Annotated in this window: 14 protein-coding genes; 7 read left to right on the top strand and 7 right to left on the bottom strand. The window is 34.4% G+C overall.

Annotated elements, in window-relative coordinates; all coding sequences use genetic code 11:
• Window positions 1-38 precede the first annotated feature (38 nt).
• From GR162_RS04655 to GR162_RS04645, 3 genes are read right to left on the bottom strand one after another with little or no spacing between them, the layout of a single operon-like run.
• The gene (locus tag GR162_RS04655) at window positions 39-941 is read right to left on the bottom strand and encodes a glucosaminidase domain-containing protein (protein ID WP_160781160.1); all 903 of its coding nucleotides are present in this window, start codon (window positions 939-941) and stop codon (window positions 39-41) included.
• Window positions 934-1,842, bottom strand: coding sequence for a 1-aminocyclopropane-1-carboxylate deaminase/D-cysteine desulfhydrase (locus GR162_RS04650; RefSeq protein ID WP_160781159.1), 909 nt, complete (start codon window positions 1,840-1,842; stop codon window positions 934-936). The genes GR162_RS04655 and GR162_RS04650 overlap by 8 nt, the downstream gene beginning before the upstream one ends.
• A complete protein-coding gene (locus GR162_RS04645) occupies window positions 1,839-2,174 on the bottom strand; it encodes a hypothetical protein (RefSeq protein WP_160781158.1) in 336 nt (111 codons plus the stop codon). Before GR162_RS04645 ends, GR162_RS04650 begins: the two co-directional genes overlap by 4 nt.
• Window positions 2,175-2,288: 114 nt before the next feature.
• On the opposite strand from GR162_RS04645, the gene GR162_RS04640 reads away from it, so the two are divergent.
• From GR162_RS04640 to ilvA, 4 genes are all read left to right on the top strand, one after another.
• Complete coding sequence (locus tag GR162_RS04640) at window positions 2,289-2,468, top strand: DUF5522 domain-containing protein (RefSeq protein WP_066032608.1); 180 nt, start codon at window positions 2,289-2,291, stop codon at window positions 2,466-2,468.
• A 530-nt stretch (window positions 2,469-2,998) separates the two neighbouring features.
• On the top strand, window positions 2,999-4,975 hold the full coding sequence (locus GR162_RS04635; RefSeq protein WP_160781157.1) for a urocanate hydratase: 1,977 nt from the start codon (window positions 2,999-3,001) through the stop codon (window positions 4,973-4,975).
• Between the two features lie 29 nt (window positions 4,976-5,004).
• A complete protein-coding gene (locus GR162_RS04630) occupies window positions 5,005-5,541 on the top strand; it encodes a DUF4136 domain-containing protein (protein ID WP_160781156.1) in 537 nt (178 codons plus the stop codon).
• A gap of 272 nt (window positions 5,542-5,813) precedes the next feature.
• On the top strand, window positions 5,814-7,058 hold the full coding sequence (ilvA, locus tag GR162_RS04625; protein WP_160781155.1) for a threonine ammonia-lyase IlvA: 1,245 nt from the start codon (window positions 5,814-5,816) through the stop codon (window positions 7,056-7,058).
• Window positions 7,059-7,137: 79 nt separating this feature from the next.
• Here the strand turns inward: ilvA and GR162_RS04620 are convergent, their stop codons facing one another.
• Window positions 7,138-9,303: an RICIN domain-containing protein gene (locus GR162_RS04620; RefSeq protein WP_160781154.1), complete on the bottom strand. Its 2,166-nt coding sequence runs from the start codon at window positions 9,301-9,303 to the stop codon at window positions 7,138-7,140.
• A gap of 375 nt (window positions 9,304-9,678) precedes the next feature.
• Between GR162_RS04620 and GR162_RS04615 the strand changes: the two genes are divergently transcribed.
• The 3 genes from GR162_RS04615 to GR162_RS04605 all read left to right on the top strand — a co-directional run bounded on the left by GR162_RS04615 (window position 9,679) and on the right by GR162_RS04605 (window position 12,503).
• Complete coding sequence (locus tag GR162_RS04615; RefSeq protein ID WP_008466991.1) at window positions 9,679-10,089, top strand: group III truncated hemoglobin; 411 nt, start codon at window positions 9,679-9,681, stop codon at window positions 10,087-10,089.
• Between the two features lie 66 nt (window positions 10,090-10,155).
• Window positions 10,156-10,602, top strand: coding sequence for a hypothetical protein (locus GR162_RS04610; protein WP_008466993.1), 447 nt, complete (start codon window positions 10,156-10,158; stop codon window positions 10,600-10,602).
• Between the two features lie 137 nt (window positions 10,603-10,739).
• Window positions 10,740-12,503, top strand: coding sequence for an aromatic amino acid hydroxylase (locus GR162_RS04605; protein ID WP_160781153.1), 1,764 nt, complete (start codon window positions 10,740-10,742; stop codon window positions 12,501-12,503).
• Window positions 12,504-12,765: 262 nt separating this feature from the next.
• Here the strand turns inward: GR162_RS04605 and GR162_RS04600 are convergent, their stop codons facing one another.
• From GR162_RS04600 to GR162_RS04590, 3 genes are all read right to left on the bottom strand, one after another.
• A complete protein-coding gene (locus tag GR162_RS04600) occupies window positions 12,766-13,401 on the bottom strand; it encodes a DUF4230 domain-containing protein (protein WP_160781152.1) in 636 nt (211 codons plus the stop codon).
• Between the two features lie 180 nt (window positions 13,402-13,581).
• On the bottom strand, window positions 13,582-15,894 hold the full coding sequence (locus GR162_RS04595) for a BamA/TamA family outer membrane protein (protein ID WP_160781151.1): 2,313 nt from the start codon (window positions 15,892-15,894) through the stop codon (window positions 13,582-13,584).
• Complete coding sequence (locus GR162_RS04590) at window positions 15,878-20,989, bottom strand: translocation/assembly module TamB (RefSeq protein WP_160781150.1); 5,112 nt, start codon at window positions 20,987-20,989, stop codon at window positions 15,878-15,880. Before GR162_RS04590 ends, GR162_RS04595 begins: the two co-directional genes overlap by 17 nt.
• Between the last annotated feature and the right edge of the window lie 50 nt (window positions 20,990-21,039).

Here is a 21,039-nt window from a genome sequence, read left to right as displayed (position 1 = left end):
TTGTTTGAAAACTGCAACTGAACACTAAAACTGAAAACTTATTTCACTTTCAACCTCTGCCCAATCGAAATCGCATTATCAGTTAGATTATTTTTCTTTTTTAAATCTTCAACCAATAAATTGAATTTCTTTGAAATTGAATATAGCGTATCTCCTTTTTGAACCTCATACGTATTCGGATCATATTGGCTCATATTGATCTTTGGATCAGAAGCGACATCATAAGATGATTTTTTTGGTGGAGCCGTCGAAGTATTTATTGGCACATAATTTCTTCCTGTAACCTGACAATCGTACTGATGCAGATTGTAGCGTTCAATATAACTGATCAATTTGTCTGGATATTTTGGATCTGTTGCGTATCCGCAAGCTCTAAGCCCTTTTGCCCAAGCTTTATAATCGTCTTTTTCGTAAGTGAATAAGGAAGCGTATCGTTTTTTTCCAACCAAAAATAAAGCGTGATCTCTATACGATTCTGATGCTTGAGGATATTTTCTAAAACATTCCTGAGCCGAATCATCATCATGGCGAACACTTTCTCCCAACCAATCATTATGGCATTTTATTCCAAAATGATTATTAGCATCTACAGCTAAATCTCCTCTTCCCGCACCAGATTCTAAGATTCCCTGCGCCAAAATAATACTCGCTGGAATCCCGTAAGTTTTCATGTTTCCCATTGCAATCTCTTTGTACTGCAACACATAATTATTAATCAAATCGCTGGTAACAACTGTTTTGGATGTAGATTGAATAACCTCAGTTGTATTATTTGTAGAAGGGTAATTTTTACCGATGGGTTTAGCAGGAGTGCTTCTTTTTGTTGAAGCCGTTCGGGTTTGAACAGCTGCCGCTTTTTTAGTCGTCGCGATGGCAGGCTTACTAGAAGAGCAACTTGCTAAAGCTAATATTACGAGAAGTAATACATTTTTTTTAATCATTGGTTTTGAGTATTGGTAATTTCTTCTGCTTCAACTTTATATTCATTCCGTCAATTCCCTGCAATCCGCCTGTGTGAATGAGTAAAATTTTTGAATGGGCAGGAAAATAATTTTTGCTGATTAAATCTATAACGCCAAAAACCATCTTTCCTGTATAAATTGGATCTAAGGGCACTTTTGTTTTCTCAAAAAAAGCATTAATAAATTCAATTAATTCTAAATTTATCTTGCCATAACCTCCAAAATGATAGTCAGAAATTAAATTCCAGTTATCTTTTTTTGCAAAAATACGAATTTCATCGTTTAAAAAGTCACCTTTTAACGCTGGAAACCCCAAAATTTTCTGATTTGGCAACGCACTATTAATTAATCCCGAAATCGTACCTCCAGTTCCAACCGCACAGCAAACGTAATCAAAAACCGAATCTTCTTCTGTCAAAATCTCTTCACAACCTTTTACAGCGAGTTCATTTGTGCCGCCTTCTGGAACTAAATAAAAATCACCAAACTTGTCTTTCATTTTCTCAATAAAAGACGCTTCACTTTTTAATCGATACTCTTCTCTGGAAACAAACTCAAACTCCATTCCGTTTTCTTGAGCAAATTTAAGCGTTGGATTTTCTTCTATTTTATCGAAAAGTTCGTCTCCGCGAATGATTCCAATAGTTTTAAAACCTTGCTCTTTTCCCGCATAAGCGACAGCAGCAATATGGTTGGAAAATGCTCCTCCAAAAGTCAATAAAGTGTCTCTATTATTGGCTTTCGCCTGAAGCAAATTGTATTTCAGCTTTCTGAATTTATTTCCCGAAACAAACGGATGAATTAAATCTTCGCGCTTTATTATCAGCGAAATATTATTCGGAAATTGAATATTTATAGATTGGTTAAAAACTGGATTCATTTTAATTTAATATAATTCAGAAACTGAAAAAATGATCGCTTTTTGAGATAGTTCAAATTAGTTTCGTTTGTATACGCTTCTCTTTCAAAGCTAATGTTTCGGTACGCTAAATCTTTGTTTTTGTATTGAATTAACCGAATTAAAAACTCAAAAACATACCAAATAAAGAATGGAAGAATTAACATTTCTAATTGCTGACGTAAATGTATTTTTTCATGATTAACAAAAACTCCATTTGCTTTATCAAAATCATATTTTATCAAAACAAACGGAAATACAGCCATTCCTCGATACCCTTTCGGAATTAAATATTTGGCAACAATCAGAAACATTGGCTGTAAAATTTATAAATTTGTAGCTATAAAATTGTTCGATTTCAATAAAATCATAATCAAATATTTTTATTTTTGATTTTAATTATTCGAAAAAGAACGCGAAGCAGATTTATGAAAGAGCAAAGTAATGAAAATAAATTAATCGAAGGAGAAGATTTTTACTATACGCCCGAAGGTTATAAATGCTTTACCGAAAAACATCATTTAAAACGTGGTTATTGCTGTAAAAGCGGCTGTCGTCATTGCCCGTACGGATTCGATAAAAGGACAGGAGAAATAAGAAAGAAATGAATTAGATAGTTTAAATAAATTCCAATTTTTAAATTCCAAATTCTAATCTAAAATCTAAAATCAACAATCTAAAATATTAATATGGATATCCATTCACGAAAATTCAGGATTAAAATCCACAAGTCCTATCATAGGTCGGATATCCGCTATCCTTAGTTTTTTTTTAATTAGAAAATGTGACAATTTGCCAATGAGTCAATTTGAAAACGAGACAATTAAATAAATTCCAAATTGCTACGCCTGTTCGCTAACGCTCTGGCCCAATTACGTTGGCTAATATTTCGCTCCGCTGGAGCTTCTATATTGGATGATTATTATTTTCTATAAATATTACGCCTTTCCAAGGCTTTATTTTATCAGCTCCGAAAGGAGCGACATATTTTTATAAAAATCATTTAAACATTTGTCACATTTAAGCTCCCGAGGAGCGACATAATTTTATAAAAAAACAAAAAATTAATCTGTTGTTAATCTAGCTAAAATATCTTAGCATCTTAGAACCTTAGCAACTTAGCATCTCCAAAAAAAAAATGACTTTCAAAGAACAAATACAACAAGGAATACCATCTATATTACCACCAAAAAAGGAATACGATCCAGCGATTAATCATGCTCCAAAACGAAAAGAAATTCTTTCGGCAGAAGAAAAAAAATTGGCTCTTAAAAATGCTTTGCGCTATTTCGATCCAAAACATCACGCTGAATTAATTCCTGAATTTTCAGAAGAATTAGAAACATACGGACGTATTTATATGTATCGTCTTCGTCCAGATTATAGAATGTACGCAAGACCAATTGACGAATATCCAGGGAAATCTTTGCAGGCAAAAGCGATCATGCACATGATTCAGAACAATTTGGATTATGCTGTGGCGCAACATCCGCATGAATTGATCACGTATGGAGGAAACGGTGCTGTTTTCCAAAACTGGGCGCAATATTTATTGACGATGCAGTATTTGTCTGAAATGACAGATGAGCAAACTTTAACGATGTATTCTGGCCACCCAATGGGATTATTTCCTTCGCACAAAGAAGCGCCAAGAGTTGTGGTTACAAACGGAATGGTGATCCCGAATTACTCCAAACCTGACGATTGGGAAAAAATGAACGCTTTAGGTGTTTCGCAATACGGACAAATGACTGCAGGAAGTTATATGTATATTGGTCCTCAAGGAATTGTACACGGAACAACTATTACAGTTTTAAACGGTTTCAGAAAAATAAAGCAAAATCCAGAAGGAAGTTTATTTGTAACTTCTGGTCTTGGTGGAATGTCGGGCGCTCAGCCAAAAGCAGGAAATATTGCAGGTTGTATTACAGTTTGTGCTGAGGTAAATCCGAAAATTACTAAAATTCGTCACGATCAGGGATGGATTAACGAAGTCGTAACTTCTACTGATGAATTGGTTGCCAGAGTAGCTTTGGCGAAAGCAAACAAAGAAACGGTTTCAATCGCTTATTTAGGAAATGTGGTTGATGTTTGGGAACGTTTTGATCAAGAAAACATTAAAATTGATTTAGGTTCAGACCAAACTTCACTTCATAATCCTTGGGCTGGAGGTTACTATCCAGTTGGAATTTCTTTTGAAGATGCTAACAAAATGATGGCAGAAAATCCAGATTTATTTAAAGAAAAAGTTCAAGAAAGCTTACGCCGTCATGCAGATGCCATTAACAAACACACTGCAAAAGGAACTTACTTTTTTGACTACGGAAATGCCTTTTTATTGGAAGCTTCTCGTGCAGGAGCTGATGTTATGGCTAAAAATAATATTGATTTTAGATATCCGAGTTATGTTCAGGATATCATGGGGCCAATGTGTTTCGATTACGGATTTGGACCTTTCCGCTGGGTTTGCACTTCTGGAAAGCCTGAAGATTTATTAAAAACAGATGCTATTGCTTGTCAAGTTTTAGAAAAAATGGCAAAAACTGCTCCAAATGAAATTCAACAGCAAATGCAAGATAACATTAAATGGATTAAAGGTGCACAAGAAAATAAATTGGTTGTTGGTTCACAAGCTCGAATTCTATATGCCGATGCCGAAGGAAGAATCAAAATTGCAGAAGCCTTTAATCAAGCCATTGCAAAAGGAGAAATTGGCGCTGTGGTTTTAGGACGCGATCACCACGACGTTTCTGGAACGGATTCTCCTTACAGAGAAACTTCAAATATTTATGATGGTTCTCGTTTTACAGCCGATATGGCAATTCATAACGTGATTGGAGACAGCTTTAGAGGAGCAACTTGGGTATCAATACACAATGGCGGCGGAGTTGGCTGGGGAGAGGTTATAAATGGCGGATTTGGTATGGTTCTTGATGGTTCTACAGAGGCTTCAAAGCGTTTAGCTTCAATGCTTTTCTGGGATGTTAACAACGGAATTTCAAGACGAAGCTGGGCAAGAAATGAAGGTGCTGTTTTTGCCATAAAAAGAGCCATGGAAGTTGAGCCATTATTGAAAGTAACTTTGCCTAATCTAGTTGACGAAAGTTTGCTTTAATTAAATTGAGAACATTAATTCTTAGAAATATGAAAACACTTAAGTTAATTCCGTTTTTGCTACTGCTAATACTTACTTCTTGCAGTACCGTGACCGTTTATTCTGATTATGACAAAACTGTCGATTTTACGCCTTATAAAACGTACGCCTATTTTAAGCCCGGAATTGACAAGGTCGAAATATCAGATTTAGACAAAAGAAGAATTCTTCGTGCAATTGATGATCAAATGCAAGCTAAAGGTTTTACCAAAAGCGAAAATCCTGACTTGCTGGTAAACATTTTTACAAAATCGAGAGAACAAGTAGATGTAAACCAATTTACTGCTGGCTGGGGTTATGGCTGGGGCTGGGGTTGGAATCCTTACATGATGTATGGAGGACAAACTACAGTTTCTACTTCTACTGAAGGCACTTTGTATATTGATTTAATCGATGCTAAAAAGAAAGAAATGATTTGGCAAGGTGAAGGAATTGGAACTTTGACAAGAAACATCGATAAAAAAGATGAAAAAATTGCTGAGTTTGTAGGCAAAATTTTAGCTCAATATCCGCCAGTAAAAAAATAATTATTTACATTTGCCTTTCAATCAATAAAGAAAATGACAAACTTTAACAACATTATTATCGCTATTATTAGCATTATTGCAATTCAGCAATAATGGCGAGGTGCTATATAAGTTTGTAAAATATAATTTATAGAAACCTCCCAATTGGGAGGTTTTTTATTTTAAAAAAGTTTAAGACGAATATTTTTTGCCACAGATTTCACAGATTCACACAGATTAAAAATCATTATAATCCCTTTTAATCTGTGGCAAAAAAATAAAAACAAAACATCATGAGTTTATTTGAAGAAGTACTTAATGCCCAAAAGCATCTTGAAAATGTAGTTGCCGCAACGCCTTTAACGCAAAATTTGAATCTTTCAGACGAATTTGAATCGACTATTTTACTAAAAAGAGAAGATTTGCAAATTGTTCGTTCGTACAAGATTAGAGGCGCTTATAATAAGATTTCTTCGTTAAACGAAAAAGAAAAAGCAAACGGAATTGTATGCGCCAGCGCAGGAAATCATGCTCAAGGCGTGGCCTATTCTTGCAATCTTTTAAAGATCCATGGCAAAATTTACATGCCAAAAACCACTCCAAAACAAAAAGTAAAACAAGTTCAACTATTCGGGAAATCGTTTGTTGAAATTGTTTTAACTGGAGATACTTTTGATGATGCTTACGCTTCTGCAACTGCAGATGCCATCAAAAATCATAAAACATTCATTCATCCTTTTGATGATGAAAAAGTAATCGCTGGACAAGGAACTGTTGGATTAGAAATCCTAGAAAGTTTTAAAGCACCAATAGATTATGTTTTTGTTCCAATTGGAGGTGGCGGGCTGGCATCTGGTTTGTCTGAAGTTTTTAAACATTTAAGTCCACATACCAAAATAATCGGTGTTGAACCAAAAGGTGCTCCTTCGATGAAAACATCAATCGAAGAAAACAAAAATACGCCATTAAAAACAATCGATAAATTTGTTGATGGTGCAGCAGTTAAACAAGTTGGAGACAAGACTTTTGAAATCTGCCGATACAACTTAGAAGATATTATTCTGGTTCCAGAAGGAAAAGTCTGCACCACAATTTTAAGATTGTATAATGAAGAAGCCATGGTGGTTGAGCCTGCTGGGGCTTTAACAATTGCTGCATTAGATTTTTATAAAGATAAAATTAAAGACAAAAATGTGGTCTGCATTGTAAGTGGAAGCAATAATGATATTGAAAGAACTGCCGAAATAAAAGAACGCTCCTTACTTTACGAAGGTTTAATGCACTATTTTATGATTCAGTTTCCACAACGTCCAGGAGCTTTAAAAGAATTTGTCAATAATATTTTAGGTCCAGATGACGACATCACGTATTTCCAGTTTGCTAAGAAAAATAGTCGCGAAGTAGGTTCTGTTGTGGTTGGTTTAGAATTGAAAAACAAAAACGACATTATGCCAATCAAATTGAAAATGACCGAAAATGGTTTTGAGTTTCAATATCTGAACGACAATCAGGATTTGTTTACGCAATTAATTGGATAAAATAAAAAACAAAGGCTGTCAGATGGGATGACAGCCTTTTCAAATTCAATACAAATTACTAATTGAATTGTGGATGTAATTATTGCTTCAAGATTTTTTTCGAATACGAACCTTTACTATCGTTAACTTTCACAATGTAAACGCCTTTTGGCAATCGAGAAATCTCTACTTCTGCTTGATTTCCTTTTATAAATTTTACATTCTTCTTTAAAACTGGCTGTCCAGTAATATTGAAAACCTGCACTTCAGCATCTCCCTCATGATTCGTATCAATTTTTAGAGAATCATCAGTTTCATTTACAAAAATAGTCATATCATTTGAGCTTGTATTTTCAACTACAGTCGTTTGTGCAGCTAAAGCACTTTTTGCTGTAGAAGATTCAACCTGCACCAACTGCCACTGCTGATTTAACCCTCCTGTATAAGACCAAACCTGAATATTAGCACCATTTGCTGTAGAAACATTTTCAACATCAAGCGATTTGCCACTGTTTACGTTTATAATTTTGTAATATCCTGATCCAAGACTCGTTACCGTCCACTTAAATTCATTAGAAGATGAGAAAGTTTTTTGCTGTACTTTTAATCCATCAGCTGTTCCGTTGTTTTCAACAGCCAAATACATTCCAGTCGATTTTACGATAATGTAATAGTTACCGCTTCCGTCAGAAACAAATTTCCAACGCTGATTACTTCCTCCACCATTCGTTACATCATACTGTTGAATTCTACTTCCGCTCGTAGTAGCATTGTCAGCCACATCTAAACCTTTGTTACTGTTTCTTGAAATAATGTTATAATATCCAGGAAATTCGGTAATAGGTGGCGCTCCAGAGCTCCAAGTAAAAGTAACTGCTGATGAAGCTGGAACAGCATAATTAAATGCCGAAGCTCCTGAAACCACTTTTATTGTATTTGATGAGCCGCCAGAATTGTATACTACAAGTGCAGTTGACCCGTCTGGGTTTTTGAAAGCAGCAGACTGAATACTGCTGTTTGTGCTTGAAGCCCCAATTCGCACAGCACCCGGTTTCACAAATTTTGAAATCTGACCAATAATATAATACGCTACATTTTTAGTATAACTTGTGCTGCTATTTACTGTAATAGCACCTAAACAAGTGCTGCATCCTCCTGGAGTGCGTGGTCCTAAACTTGAATTGTTGGCAGCATTCCACTCTAAAACTGTTTTAGACCAGTTATTGGTGCTTCCAATAACAACGTTTTGCATATGCCAGCCAAAATCGCCGCTAAAACTTCCACCAGAACCCGTGTATTGTTCCGTAAAATAAACGTTTTTATTAGTAGCATTTTTTACTGTTGACATTGCTGAGATGTTTCCTAAATACAAGTGAAATGCCGCTCCATCTACATAAGAACTATTGTTTAAAACATCAATAGGATATGCCGTATTATCGCAATTGTGGTCAAAGGCAATGATTTTAATGTTTCCGTAACCAGCGGCAGCCATTTGCGGACCAAGCTGCTGGTTGATGAAATTCTTTTGTTCTGTAGAATTCATCAGCATACTTGGCTCATTATGCGGATTTTCTGGTTCATTTTGCGGTGTGATTGCCCAAATATTAATACCTTGTGCTTTCATTGCATCAAAATATTTTACGAAATATTTCGCATACGCTGCATAATATTGCGTTTGTAGAGATCCTCCAACCCAAGAACCATTGGTTTTCATCCACCTCGGTGCAGACCAAGGTGTTGCCAAGATTTTGATGTTTGGGTTAATTAGCAGGATTTTTTTAAGAATTGGAACTAAATAGGTTAAATCAGGTCCATTCAAACTGAAATTGTTCATGTTCGTATCTCCCGAAGTTTCGTTATAACTGTAGGAATAACTGCTTAAATCTGAAGCTCCAATACTGATACGAACAACGCTTGCATTTAATCCTGTTGTCGGATTGTATAAATCATTCAACAATTGGTTTTGCTGAGTCGTTGCCATTCCAGAAATAACTTCACAGCTTCCCTCGGTAAGTGTATAACCGAATCCGTCCATGGTTTGGTAGGTCGTTCCTGCATTTACTGTTACGGTTGAAGCATTTGTTCCTGAATTGGTTCCGAAGCTTACAGTTCCCTGCTGCTGTAATAATTTACTTTGATCTCCTGTAGTCATCCACGGAGTTACCGTCTGAGCATTTAAGCTGTTCATGAATAAAAGCGTACTGCAACATAATAGTTTTAACGCTTTACGTACCCGAATTGTAGGTGTTTGAGTAGTTTTGTGCATTCTTTTGTGGTTTTGGTTTGATAATTAGTTTTTTCTTATTTATTCAGTTTTATTTTACTAAAACAGCACAATATTATGGGTATTTTTACAAAATTATCAATTTTTTAACTTTACAAATACACATCAAATTAAAAAAACAGATATAACAAAAACTCATCTTATTGTTTTTGAATACATTGAAAAACAATAATTTAGAAAATTAAAAATCATAAAAAACTTACTTGTCAAAATCGAAATAACTCATCATAAAATGTAAAATCTATACAATTCCTTACAAAACATGATTTTGCCTAGCAAATAAAGGCCATATGACAATTATCAGGAAAGCAAAAGAAAGATATATTGTATTTTTGCATTTATTTAAAATACAATAAAATGACAGCTTTAAAAGATATTTCGACAATAGAAGACATTCAGCAAATGGTTAATAGCTTTTATGCAAATGTTAGAAAGGATGATCTAATCGGGCCAATATTTAATGATAAATTACAAGATCGCTGGGAGCCGCATCTGCAAAAAATGTACAATTTCTGGCAAACCATTTTATTTGATGTTCGCGCTTATTCTGGAACACCTTTTCCGCCGCATAAACAATTACCTGTAGACAAAACCCACTTTGACCGATGGATTGCTATTTTTAATTCAACAATTGATTCGCAATTTGCGGGACCAATAACTGAAGAAGCTAAAATGCGTGCTACGAATATGGCCTTTATGTTCAGCCATAAAATTGAATATTTTAGAAATGCAGAAAATGAAATGAGAAATACAGTAAAAAAATCTTAAAGAATTTCTTTCAAATACAAAGCAGAATTTTATATTTGATTAAATGAATCAACCCAAAATCTATTTATGAAAAAAGTAATTTTCTTTATTGCAATCTGCTTCTCATTTTTAAATCAATTATCAGCACAATCTCAAACTTCAGTTTCTAATTTATATAAAGGGACTGTTGACGGAAAAACTCCTATAACAGTTTACATTAAAACAGAAGAAAATCCCTGTACTGCAGATTTAATGTTTACTTCAATGTACCGCTATAATAAATCTAACAATTGGATTCAGCTGAATATTACTCAGGGCAAAAAGAAAGAAAACGAATTTGTTATGGTAGAACATGGCTTTAGCGGTGTTTTAATTTTGCAGAAAAATGGAAATACATTTACTGGTTTATGGATTAGTCCAGACACTAAGAAACAATTAAAAGTTGATCTCAAAGAAGCTGCAATGACTAAAAAAGAAATTGAAAATTTCGAAAAGACTATGGAAAAGGTGAATTATGAAAATAATGACTGCTAAAATGCATTTCTTTCCATCTTTATAAAATCTACAAAAATGCAATAAAACTCACTTTCGAATAAAAATTTTGTGATGAATGGTAAAAAATCGAGGCATAAATTCGTAATTTTACATTTTAAATCTACAACGTTTTCGAAATGAATCCAAATATTGAAACTAATCCGTTATTAGAGCGATTGCCTAAACATTTACAGCAATTTATTAAACCTCAAGATTATAGCGATTACACTCCTATCAATCAGGCGGTTTGGCGATATGTGATGCGCAAAAATGTAGATTATCTTTCTAAAGTTGCGCACGATTCTTACCTGGAAGGTTTGCGTAAAACTGGTATCGAAATTGATTCTATTCCGAGCATGTACGGAATGAACCGAATTCTTAGCGAAATTGGCTGGGCAGCGGTTGCCGTTGACGGATTTATTCCTCCAAATGCGTTTATGGAATTCCAAGCGTACAATGTTTTGGTTATTGCTTCTGATATCAGACAATTAGAACATATTGAATATACCCCTGCTCCAGATATTATCCACGAAGGTGCCGGCCACGCTCCGATTATTGCCAATCCTGAATATGCTGAATATTTGAGACGTTTTGGCGAAATTGGCTGTAAAGCGATTTCTTCTCACAAAGATTATCAAATGTATGAAGCGATTCGTTTGCTTTCGATATTAAAAGAAGCTGAAGATACTCCACAAGAAAAAATTGATGAAGCCGAAAAAGCAGTAGCCGATTTGCAAAATGATATGGGCGAATTGTCTGAAATGGCTCAAATTAGAAATCTGCATTGGTGGACAGTTGAATATGGCTTGATTGGAACAGTTGAAAATCCGAAAATATATGGTGCGGGATTGCTTTCTTCAATTGGCGAAAGTGCCCATTGCATGACTGATAATGTGAAGAAAATCCCTTATGATATTTCGGCAGCCAATCAGAATTTTGATATCACGCAATTACAGCCACAGCTTTATGTAACGCCAACTTTTTCTCATTTGAGTTTGATTTTAGAAGAATTTGCTAATAAAATGGCTCTGCGAACTGGAGGTCTTTCCGGAATTAAAAAACTAATTCAATCAAATGCTTTGGGAACTATTGAATTGAGCACTGGCCTGCAAATTTCAGGAGTTTTTACCAATGTCATTGAAGAAGAAGGAAAGCCTGTTTACATTCAAACTACAGGAAAAACAGCTTTGGCTTATCGTGAAAAAGAATTAGTTGGCCACGGAACTTTAACGCATCCACACGGATTTGGAAGTCCGATTGGAAAATTGAAAGGTTTTAATCTTGCGATTGAAGATATGAGTCCGAAAGATTTACAGGCTTATAATATCATTGAAGGCGAAAAAATAAAATTAGAATTCGAAGGCAATATTATTGTTGAAGGAGAAATTATTACAGGTTCTAGAAATCTTCACGGCGAAATTATTTTAATCAGTTTTAAAAATTGCACGGTTACTCATGGCGAGACGGTTTTATTCCAACCTGAATGGGGCAATTATGATATGGCAATTGGCAAAAAAGTAATTTCTGCATTCTCTGGTCCAGCTGATGTCAATAGTTTTGATTTAATTAATATTGTTCCGTCAACCAAAACCATCAAAGCTAAACATACTGATGAGCGTGACGAATTAGAACATTTATACGCAACCGTTAGAGATATTAGAACGAATAAAGGTGCTAAAACGGAACTGAAAAATGTTTTTGAAAAGCTAAAAAATAATCATCAAAACGATTGGTTACTGTCTGTTGAAATTGCTGAGCTTTTAAAAGATTCTGAAGAGAAACAGCTTTTACAGGAAGTATTGGTTCATTTAGATCAATTGAAAGTAAAACGTCCTGAAATTGCACATTTAATTTCTGGCGGTTTGGATTTGATTTTTGATAATTTGCCACAATCCCGATAGCTATCGGGACTAAAACGCGAAGTTTTTTATTAAGTAAATAACATAATATTTGTCATTTCGACGAAGGAGAAATCTACGCAAGTAACTCCGCAACGAGAATCCAATCTTTGTCGAGCCTCTCGTGGAGATTTCTCCTTCGTCGAAATGACAAAATTGTGGAAAATCTGTTTATGAAAACTAGCCAAGAATTTGGTATTAAATCATTTAATCCTTTAATCTGTGGCAAAAATTCTTTGCGACTCTGCGTCTTTGCGAGATTCTTTTATAGCTTTGACCCCAAATCCTGACTTAATTCAGTTTCAGATTCAATAGTTTTTCCGTTGTATTGCAGTTTCCAGCCCATTGAATTGGTCATGATTAAAATCTTAGACAATTCGCTAATAAGTCTATTTTGGGCATTGGTTTTAAGAGTAGATTTTTCGATTTTTTTAGCCAGATTCGCTTTTACCGATTTATTGATTTTATTGTAATCGTCTCCCGTAAACGGATTCAGTTTGCTTTGTTCAACATCGTAAAACTGAATATCTGGATTTATGGTAATTTCTTCTTTCGGAATATTTAAAATCGTGATGGTTTTATTTTTTTCATCAATATCATATTTCATTTGATGGAGATCGTAAGCCACCGTCACATTGGCATTGACCACAATGAGTGCTTTTTTCTCAAAAGAAATCATATCCATCAAATATTTCTGCTGATTTTTATAGGTAATGACTTCTGAAAAATGTCCTTCGGTAACAACCAGCTTTCCAACATTAAGAATCTGCTGTTGAATTAAATTGGTATTGTATTGAATATCTGAATCGTCGTCTTTTTTGAACTGGCAATATTTAAACCCCAGAACAATTACTAAAACGATAACTCCAACACCAATAATTCTTTTAATCAAGTTTTGCATTCCTCTAAAATATTTTAGACCAATTTACTTCTTTTTATTCTTTTTTCCTGCCACGAATTCACGAATTTTCTCTAATTTTTTGTCTATTATTTTTTCCAATTTCACAAATTAAAAAATCCGTTTAATTCAATTATAAGCAACACATAGATTATAATAATTCGTGAATTCGTGGCTAAAAAATTAGAACGGATAACCGATAGCGATATTCAGAATTAGATTGTCTTTTCTCCAGGAACTGCTTCCGAAATTAATATCGTCAATCACCCAACGTTGTCCGTCTGGCAATGCAGGATTACGTAGCGGAATAGCTAAATCGGTTCTTAAAATCAAAAACGACAAATCGAAACGTAAACCAGCTCCGGCTCCAACGGCGATTTCTTTCATAAAATCTTTTGAAATTTCCGCTCCAGGTTTATTTGGATCGGCATGTAAAAGCCAGATATTACCAGCATCTAAAAATATTGCACCTCTTACAATGCTGAAAAGCTTTGCACGGTATTCGGTATTGAACTCCAGTTTCAAATCAGCTGATTGATCGGGAGTGTAATTATTGTTTGTTGGTGGCGGAATAACATAACTTCCTGGCCCTAAAGTTCGTGCTCTAAACGCGCGAATACTATTGGTTCCTCCCACTACAAATTGTTTCGATGCCGGAAGCGTGTTTGAATTTCCGTAAGCAAATCCCGCACCGACAATTAATCTGCTGGCTAATTCGCTTTCTTTTCCGAGTTTTAAATAATGTCTGAAATCGGATCTAATTTTTACGTATTGGCTAAACGGAACATCAAATATGGTCTTAACGTTATTCGGATAATCTGCTCCAGTAAATAACCCTGTTAAATTTCCAGCTAAATCTAACTCACCATTAAAATAAATGGTATGCTTCTTACGCTTCTGCATCGTATTGGTATACGTATAATTATAGGTTGGGCCAAAAATCAGCTGTTTTTCAATTACTTTTCCCAAAGCTGGATCTTCGTCAATGTCTGCGAGATATTCTGGTGTAACGTGATTCGGGCTCACATAAGTCACATCAACAACATTTAATTGATGTTCCTTACGAATATTTTCTTTCCACATATACCCAAAAGAAGTATTAAAAGAATTCAAAGCATATAACTGCGTTCGTTTTTGATATTCATAACGGAGCGTTGCTTTGGTTCTTGGCACATATTCGCTGTTCCCTTCAATATGAAAAGGCGTTATAAATCGTGGCCAAGTCAAACTAACTTCTGCTCCCAGTTTGTAAATGTTTTTCCCTTTATTAACTCCTCCCAACTGAAAATCGGCGCCACCAAAAACAGAAGCGGTAAACAATTCTGCACCTCGCAAAAAGTTTCTGTTGTTCCAGTTTAGATTTAATTCTGTACCGGTATAGCTCGCAGAATTGGTTTTTCCGATAACTTCTACACGAATAAACTTCTTAGGCAAAAGAGTCAAATAGTAGTACGAATCTAGAGCGTTAGGAATTGAATCTGAGGGTTTGAATTCATTCTTCACAAAACTGAAAGTTCCAAGATTTACAAATCGGTTTAAGGTTAAATTGTGGTCTTTTCGATTGTAAACATCTCCTCTTTTAAAATAAATTGTTCGATCGTAAATTCTTGGTTTAAAAGTATCTGCTGTATCAATTATGGTAAAATCTTTGTATTGCGTGATATTTCTTTTTCTATAAACTGCACTATCATTGGTAAGCGAATAATTTGGGTACACAAAAATCTTATCAATTTTATAAGCGGTCAAAGCTTTTACAGGTGTATCATCCTTTATTACCAATCTAATTCGTACTTCGTGATCCCCTTTACTGCTGTCTACTTTTGCCAAAATATAATCTGGATTAAAATAGAAATAGCCTTTTTCTTTTAATCTTGCATCAATTCTTTCTCTTTCTGCCTTTATGACATCTAAATCGTAAGGATTTCCAACTTTAAGAAGACTTCTTTTATGGCTTCTCGCAATAATTTTTGACATTTTAAGAGAATCATCTGGAAAAGTTACGCTTTTTATAATGTATTGTTTTCTTGGTGTCACAATATATTCTGCGGTTACTCTTTTATTTCGAACAGTCGAATCGGCGCTGACACGGGTTTTGAAATATCCTCGGTTTTCTGTAAAATTTCGCAAAACCGAAGCATTATAATCCAAATCAACCTGGCTGAAAAGTACGGGCGGTTCTCCCACTTTGTTACGCAGCCAATATCTCGTTCCCTTATCTTTTTTAGGTTCCCCAGCAAGATTGTATATCAATAATTTAGGTCGAAGACCCAAAAACTGTTTGTTCGGTTTTGGGCGTAGCAGGCCTTCTAGTTCATTTTCCAACGCTTTTCGATCTTTCTTTTTCATAATCGAATCTTTTATGGTAACAGAACCGCCTGTATAAAGCAACTCGCCTTCAGGAAGATACTTTGTATTGCTGCATCCTAAAACAAAAAATAAGGAAAGCAGCGCGATATACTTTAAATATATATTTCTATGATTATGTTTTTTGCTCATTTCCTTCAATAGTTTTTTCGTCTTCGTTCTCTTGCAGTTTTTCTTTTTCTTTGTCCTCTTTCTTTTTTTGCTTTTCTTTTTCCTTGCGAATTTTTTCTTCTTTTATCAACTCTTTTTCTTCTTCTGTGCGATGAAAAAGCTCTCTAAATTTATTGTAGCTCATTGTAATTACAAATGCAACTCCTGTTTCGATTACCTGACCTTCAACCGCAACCTGATATTGATTTTTACGATAAGCGCGAATCATGTAACGGCCATCTTTTGTTAATTGATAATCTAAAGCGACATCACCCGCAATATTGGTAGATTCTTCATTGGCACGTTCCTGGCCTTCTACTCCAAAACTGCTTCCAACAGTAATTTTCAATCGATCATCGAGTAATTTTTTAGAAACTTCGACATTTAAATCGGTTCGGTTTTGCATGGTTCCTGTTGTATAATCTTCTGTCGATTCTAAATCAAAATTGACTTCAAATCCTTCAATAAGATCTCCAGCCAGATTATTCAATTGTTGCGAAAGTATTTTGCTCACACTCTGTCTGGCAAAAGATTCTGCACTTACACCGCCACTTTCGCTTGCAAAAGGATTTTCGCCCACAAATCTGTTCAATAATAAAAGGGCAAAAACTTGTTTGTTCAGTTCAGCAGGATCTTGTTCCAGCTGTTTCAGTTTTGTCTGAGTCATTTCTACGACATCTGTAGAAACATTATAATTTCCTTCCGGAAGCACTATTCCAAATGAGATTTCTGGTTTCAGCAATTCTCCATTCATTTTTAATAAGGTCTGAAAAGGAAGCTTTTGCTTGTAGGTATTTTGTACCGCTTGAGGTTCACCTTTTATCTGATTTCCTAATAAATCAATTGGCGCTGTGTTTACTTTATAAATCGCTGTAATATTTAAAGTTGCCATTGTCGGTTCGCCATTCCAAGTGATAAAACTTCCTTTTTGAATATCAAATTTTCGTTTAATTCCGTTGAAATTCATTTGATAAGAACCGTCTGAAAATTCATATTTCCCAGTCAAAGTTGTCTTTCCTGATTGATCGATTCCTCCAACTAATTCTGCTTCTCCTTTCAAATTCAAATAATCGCCATTTCCTTTATCAATCAGCAAAGTCAATTCTGCTTCTTTATTGATCGAAATAGCTACATTTACATCCATGCCTTTCAATTCCGACTGATTCAGTTTGTTCTGCATATCAACCGTTTGCTTCAAGTACAGATTATCTTCGTCAACAAATTCTACAATCCCTTCTCGGTCTGCTATTGACGGATCTGACTGCGGCATTACGACTGTAAACTTGGTTTCTTTATTAATTTTAATCGTTCCGTCAACCACTGGACTGTCTAGATTTCCTTTGATATTTAGTTTTGTATCTAAAAACAAATCGCCATAAAATAAATCATTGTCTTTTGCTTGCGAGTGAATCGCTCTAAAATCGTTTGCCTCAACCAGCAGATTGAAATTATACTTCACAAAATCTGGCGACTGAATGGTTCCGTTTACAAACAGTTCATTGTCATTTTCATCAAAAAGAGAGAATTTATCAAATGAAATTGTTTCGTTATTGAAAGTGATTTTTTCGTTTTTGGTTTTAAAGTACGAATTGAGCTGTGTGACTCTAAAACCAGCGTCATTAAAATTCAATTCTCCATTAATTTGTGGAGCAGAAGTATTTCCTGTCAACTTGAAATTTCCTGAAAGAAAACCTTGTCCTTCAGTAATATTTCCCATACTGAAACCTTGAACGCTTTTGATATACAATTTATTAATAGCTACATCAAAATCAAAATTTCCTGAATCTAACTGATAATCTCCCGTAAGTTTTAAGTCATTTCCTTCATCACTCAAGGCTACATTTGCGGCAAGTGTATTGGCAGTTTTATTGTCAACTTTTATTTCTAAATCTCCTACTTTTGAACCTTTAAAAGTAAAATCATCAATTTTCAAATCGGATGTAAAAGTTGGATTTGTCATCACATTTTCAACCAACGCATTTCCGTTAATCAAGCCTTGCATCAATAATTCATCTTTTTTAACCATGTTCATAATGGTTTCGATTTTGAAGTTGACAAAATCAACTTGTAAAGGCGCATTATCCTGATTTCCTTTCGATTGAACTTTCAATTCGTTTCCATTATTACTCAAATTGAATTTATTGACATAAAGTCTTTTTTCTCCAAACTCGATTGCATTTTCAGGATCAACATTCCACTTATCATAATTTAAAATAAAGCTGTCTGCATCTAGTTTTACAATATTTTTAGAATCTTCAGCTTTAAATTCGCCCCCAATAAAATATTGCTGTTTTTGTTTTGCATCTTGAACTTCAAGCGCATAGGTCAAAGTATTGTTTTGAACTTCTCCGCTCAAACTTGTAAACGGAATTTTCAAAGAACCGCTTTCAATTGTCGCTACAGAAACTAAATATTCCAGCGCATTTTCTTTGGCTTCGATATTGATTTTCCCATCTGAAATGGTGTTTCCTCCATAAACAATTCTTGGAATCGTTCCTTTTACAGTTAAAGAATCTGTTTTATTATTATAATTTCCATTTATAGTAAAAGGCTCTAATCCAGTTAATTTTGGCAACAATTTAAAAAGAACAGGATCATTGTCTACTTTGAGCATAAAAGCCAATCGTTGCTCATCTGATTCTGCATTGACTTTTGGATTTTTGAGATCAATATATTTTGATAATGATTTTTGGATTGAATTTGCCAAAGTTGTCAATTTATATTTTCCGATCATTTCGGCTTTTAAAAATTGAGACGAAATTTTGATCGAATTGCTGTCTTTATCTGCAAAAGCCAAAACTCGAACAGAATCTAAAACAATTGGTTCTGCTTCTTGCAAAATTTGAATGTTTGAAAGAAACACTTTTCCGTTTAAGAAATCAGGATTACTGTTGGCAATATCTGCATCGACATTTCCGCGAAGCTTCATTGGTCCAGCGTGCAGATTTAGTTTTTCTAAATCGGCAATATCAAGATTCAGCTTTAATTGTATGGTTGGATATTTATCTTTGGTGTCGCCAGAAGCCGTTAAATTAAAATTCAAATTTGGATCTTGCATTCCAGATTTTACTGCAAATGAACCGTTTTCGATATTTCCTTTTAATGCTAAATCTCTATAAGTGTATCGATTAAAGACTGCTTTCTGTACCAAACCATCAATCGCTGCATTTGCGGTTTTAGGATCTAAGCCGTTTCCTTTAACTTTCGCTTTAAGGGTAATTTTTCCGATTGAATCGTTTTTAATTAAACGTCCTAAATCAAAATCCAACAAGTAAACTTGCGCATCGTATTTTTCTCTCTTTTTAACACGCTGATCAAATAAAGCATCGACTTTTGCACTTCCAAAACTGCTCGTTAAAGCCATATTGGTTTTAAAATTCTGAACCGAACCTTTAAATTTTCCTTTCAAACTTAATTGAGATGGCAACTGAATATTCTTCGGAATTGTTCCTGGTGGCACAAACATATTAATGTCTTTTGAAGTCGTCGAAGCTTTTTTGATATCCAAATCGTAATACGCTTTTTGTGCATCTGGCAATCCAGCAATTTTCCCCGAAAGGGAAACTTTTGTAGCGCCAATTCCGCTCATTTCAAACTTCGAAATATTCAAATCTTTTACTTTTCCGCTCACACGGCTGTCCACATACAAAATCGCATTCGGGTTACTTTTAAACGGATTTGTATTTTGAAGATCGGGAACAAACAATAAAATGTCTTTAAAACCAATTTTAGATTGTTTCAAATTGGCATCAAGGGCAAGATTTCCAAAATCTTTCTGAAGTGATTCAAGTGATGTATATTGCGCTTTAACTTTATCCTGAACGAGAGTCTGCGGTGTTTTTAAATACAGATTTTCCAGCGAAGCATTTTTCGGTCCGTAAAAGAAATCGGTTTTGAAAGACTGAATCTGCAAACCGCTTTTTTCGTTTACGGTTAGCGTTTTAATATTTCCTGAAATCGTATCATTTCCATAATATAACTTCTCTGCTTTAAAATTGAATTTATCCAAATCCAAGTGTGCATAATCAATTCCTTTTGTTTTAGGTTTTGACTGTTCATCATCAAACTTGAAAGCAATGTTTTCTAGATTGGTTTCTTTGAGTTTTACTTTCCAGCCTGCTTGTTTTATGGCTGTTGAATCTAAGTCAGGGGCTTGAATTTGCTTATCTTTTGCACCAAGACGTAAATTTCCTTTAAGATTTTTAACTTCAAAAGTATTAAAATCCAAAAACTGTTCATTAAGATTGATCTCATTTACTACTAAATTTAAATTTCCTAAACTAATACCCGAATTTAATTTCGAGTCTTTATTATCATATAAAATATCTATTTTAGATAAAGTGATTTTATCCAATGCCAATTTAAAATCTGGACGTTTCGAAACTGTATCCACTGTTTTGACTGAAACTTCAGCAATTTTCTCTACAACATCTTGATCTAAAACTATCTTCAATCCATTTAAATTAATTGTGGGAATATTAAAGTCCATTTTATCAAGATCAAACCTTTTGAATTTAGTATCAAAATGCGTCAAATTGACTTTGATATCATTCTTCGAAAAATTATCTTTAAAATTGAATTTAACCTGATCGAGATTTACTTTTACTACAGAAATTTTAAACGGTTTTGCATCAGGATCTTCTACTTTTGGTTCTTTAGATTCGAATGCTTTTATAATATAATCAAAATTGAAAACGCCGTCTTTGTTTCTGGAAATATTGGCTTTTACATTTTCTAATGAAACCGAATTGATTTCGAGTTCGCTGCTTACGAGTTTAAAAAGATCAACATCAACCTCTAATCGTTTACCAGCCAGCAACGTATCTTTTTTTTGATCTTCAAAATAAAAACCTTCCAGAACTACATCTTTGGGAAATTTAATTAGAATTTTATCGAGAGAAACTTTGGTTCTAATCTTACCCTCAAGATAGGTAATGGCTTTGTCCTTAACGAAATTTTGAACCGACGGAACTTGGATTAAGATTATGAGAAGTAATAAAAGCGCAACTACAGAAACCACGCACCACATTAAGATACGAAGTGTTTTTTTAAGAAAATAAACTGGTTTCTTATTCATACGTCAATAAAATCGCTTAGATTAAAATTGCTTCTGAAAAAAGCAGGGTT

The organism is Flavobacterium sp. HBTb2-11-1 (genome assembly GCF_009826975.1).
GTDB lineage: Bacteria > Bacteroidota > Bacteroidia > Flavobacteriales > Flavobacteriaceae > Flavobacterium.
Note: the sequence above shows the minus strand (reverse complement) of the source record. Positions and strands in the feature narration are given on the sequence as shown.

Bases quoted from the DNA above. Each gene is read 5' to 3' on its own strand.
- GR162_RS04630 (WP_160781156.1), top strand. From the start codon at position 5,005: ATGAAAACACTTAAGTTAATTCCGTTTTTGCTACTGCTAATACTTACT.
- GR162_RS04635 (WP_160781157.1), top strand. From the start codon at position 2,999: ATGACTTTCAAAGAACAAATACAACAAGGAATACCATCTATATTACCA.
- ilvA (WP_160781155.1), top strand. From the start codon at position 5,814: ATGAGTTTATTTGAAGAAGTACTTAATGCCCAAAAGCATCTTGAAAAT.
- GR162_RS04620 (WP_160781154.1), bottom strand. From the start codon at position 9,303: ATGCACAAAACTACTCAAACACCTACAATTCGGGTACGTAAAGCGTTA.
- GR162_RS04590 (WP_160781150.1), bottom strand. From the start codon at position 20,989: ATGAATAAGAAACCAGTTTATTTTCTTAAAAAAACACTTCGTATCTTA.
- GR162_RS04610 (WP_008466993.1), top strand. From the start codon at position 10,156: ATGAAAAAAGTAATTTTCTTTATTGCAATCTGCTTCTCATTTTTAAAT.
- GR162_RS04645 (WP_160781158.1), bottom strand. From the start codon at position 2,174: ATGTTTCTGATTGTTGCCAAATATTTAATTCCGAAAGGGTATCGAGGA.
- GR162_RS04595 (WP_160781151.1), bottom strand. From the start codon at position 15,894: ATGAGCAAAAAACATAATCATAGAAATATATATTTAAAGTATATCGCG.
- GR162_RS04605 (WP_160781153.1), top strand. From the start codon at position 10,740: ATGAATCCAAATATTGAAACTAATCCGTTATTAGAGCGATTGCCTAAA.
- GR162_RS04640 (WP_066032608.1), top strand. From the start codon at position 2,289: ATGAAAGAGCAAAGTAATGAAAATAAATTAATCGAAGGAGAAGATTTT.
- GR162_RS04655 (WP_160781160.1), bottom strand. From the start codon at position 941: ATGATTAAAAAAAATGTATTACTTCTCGTAATATTAGCTTTAGCAAGT.
- GR162_RS04600 (WP_160781152.1), bottom strand. From the start codon at position 13,401: ATGCAAAACTTGATTAAAAGAATTATTGGTGTTGGAGTTATCGTTTTA.
- GR162_RS04650 (WP_160781159.1), bottom strand. From the start codon at position 1,842: ATGAATCCAGTTTTTAACCAATCTATAAATATTCAATTTCCGAATAAT.
- GR162_RS04615 (WP_008466991.1), top strand. From the start codon at position 9,679: ATGACAGCTTTAAAAGATATTTCGACAATAGAAGACATTCAGCAAATG.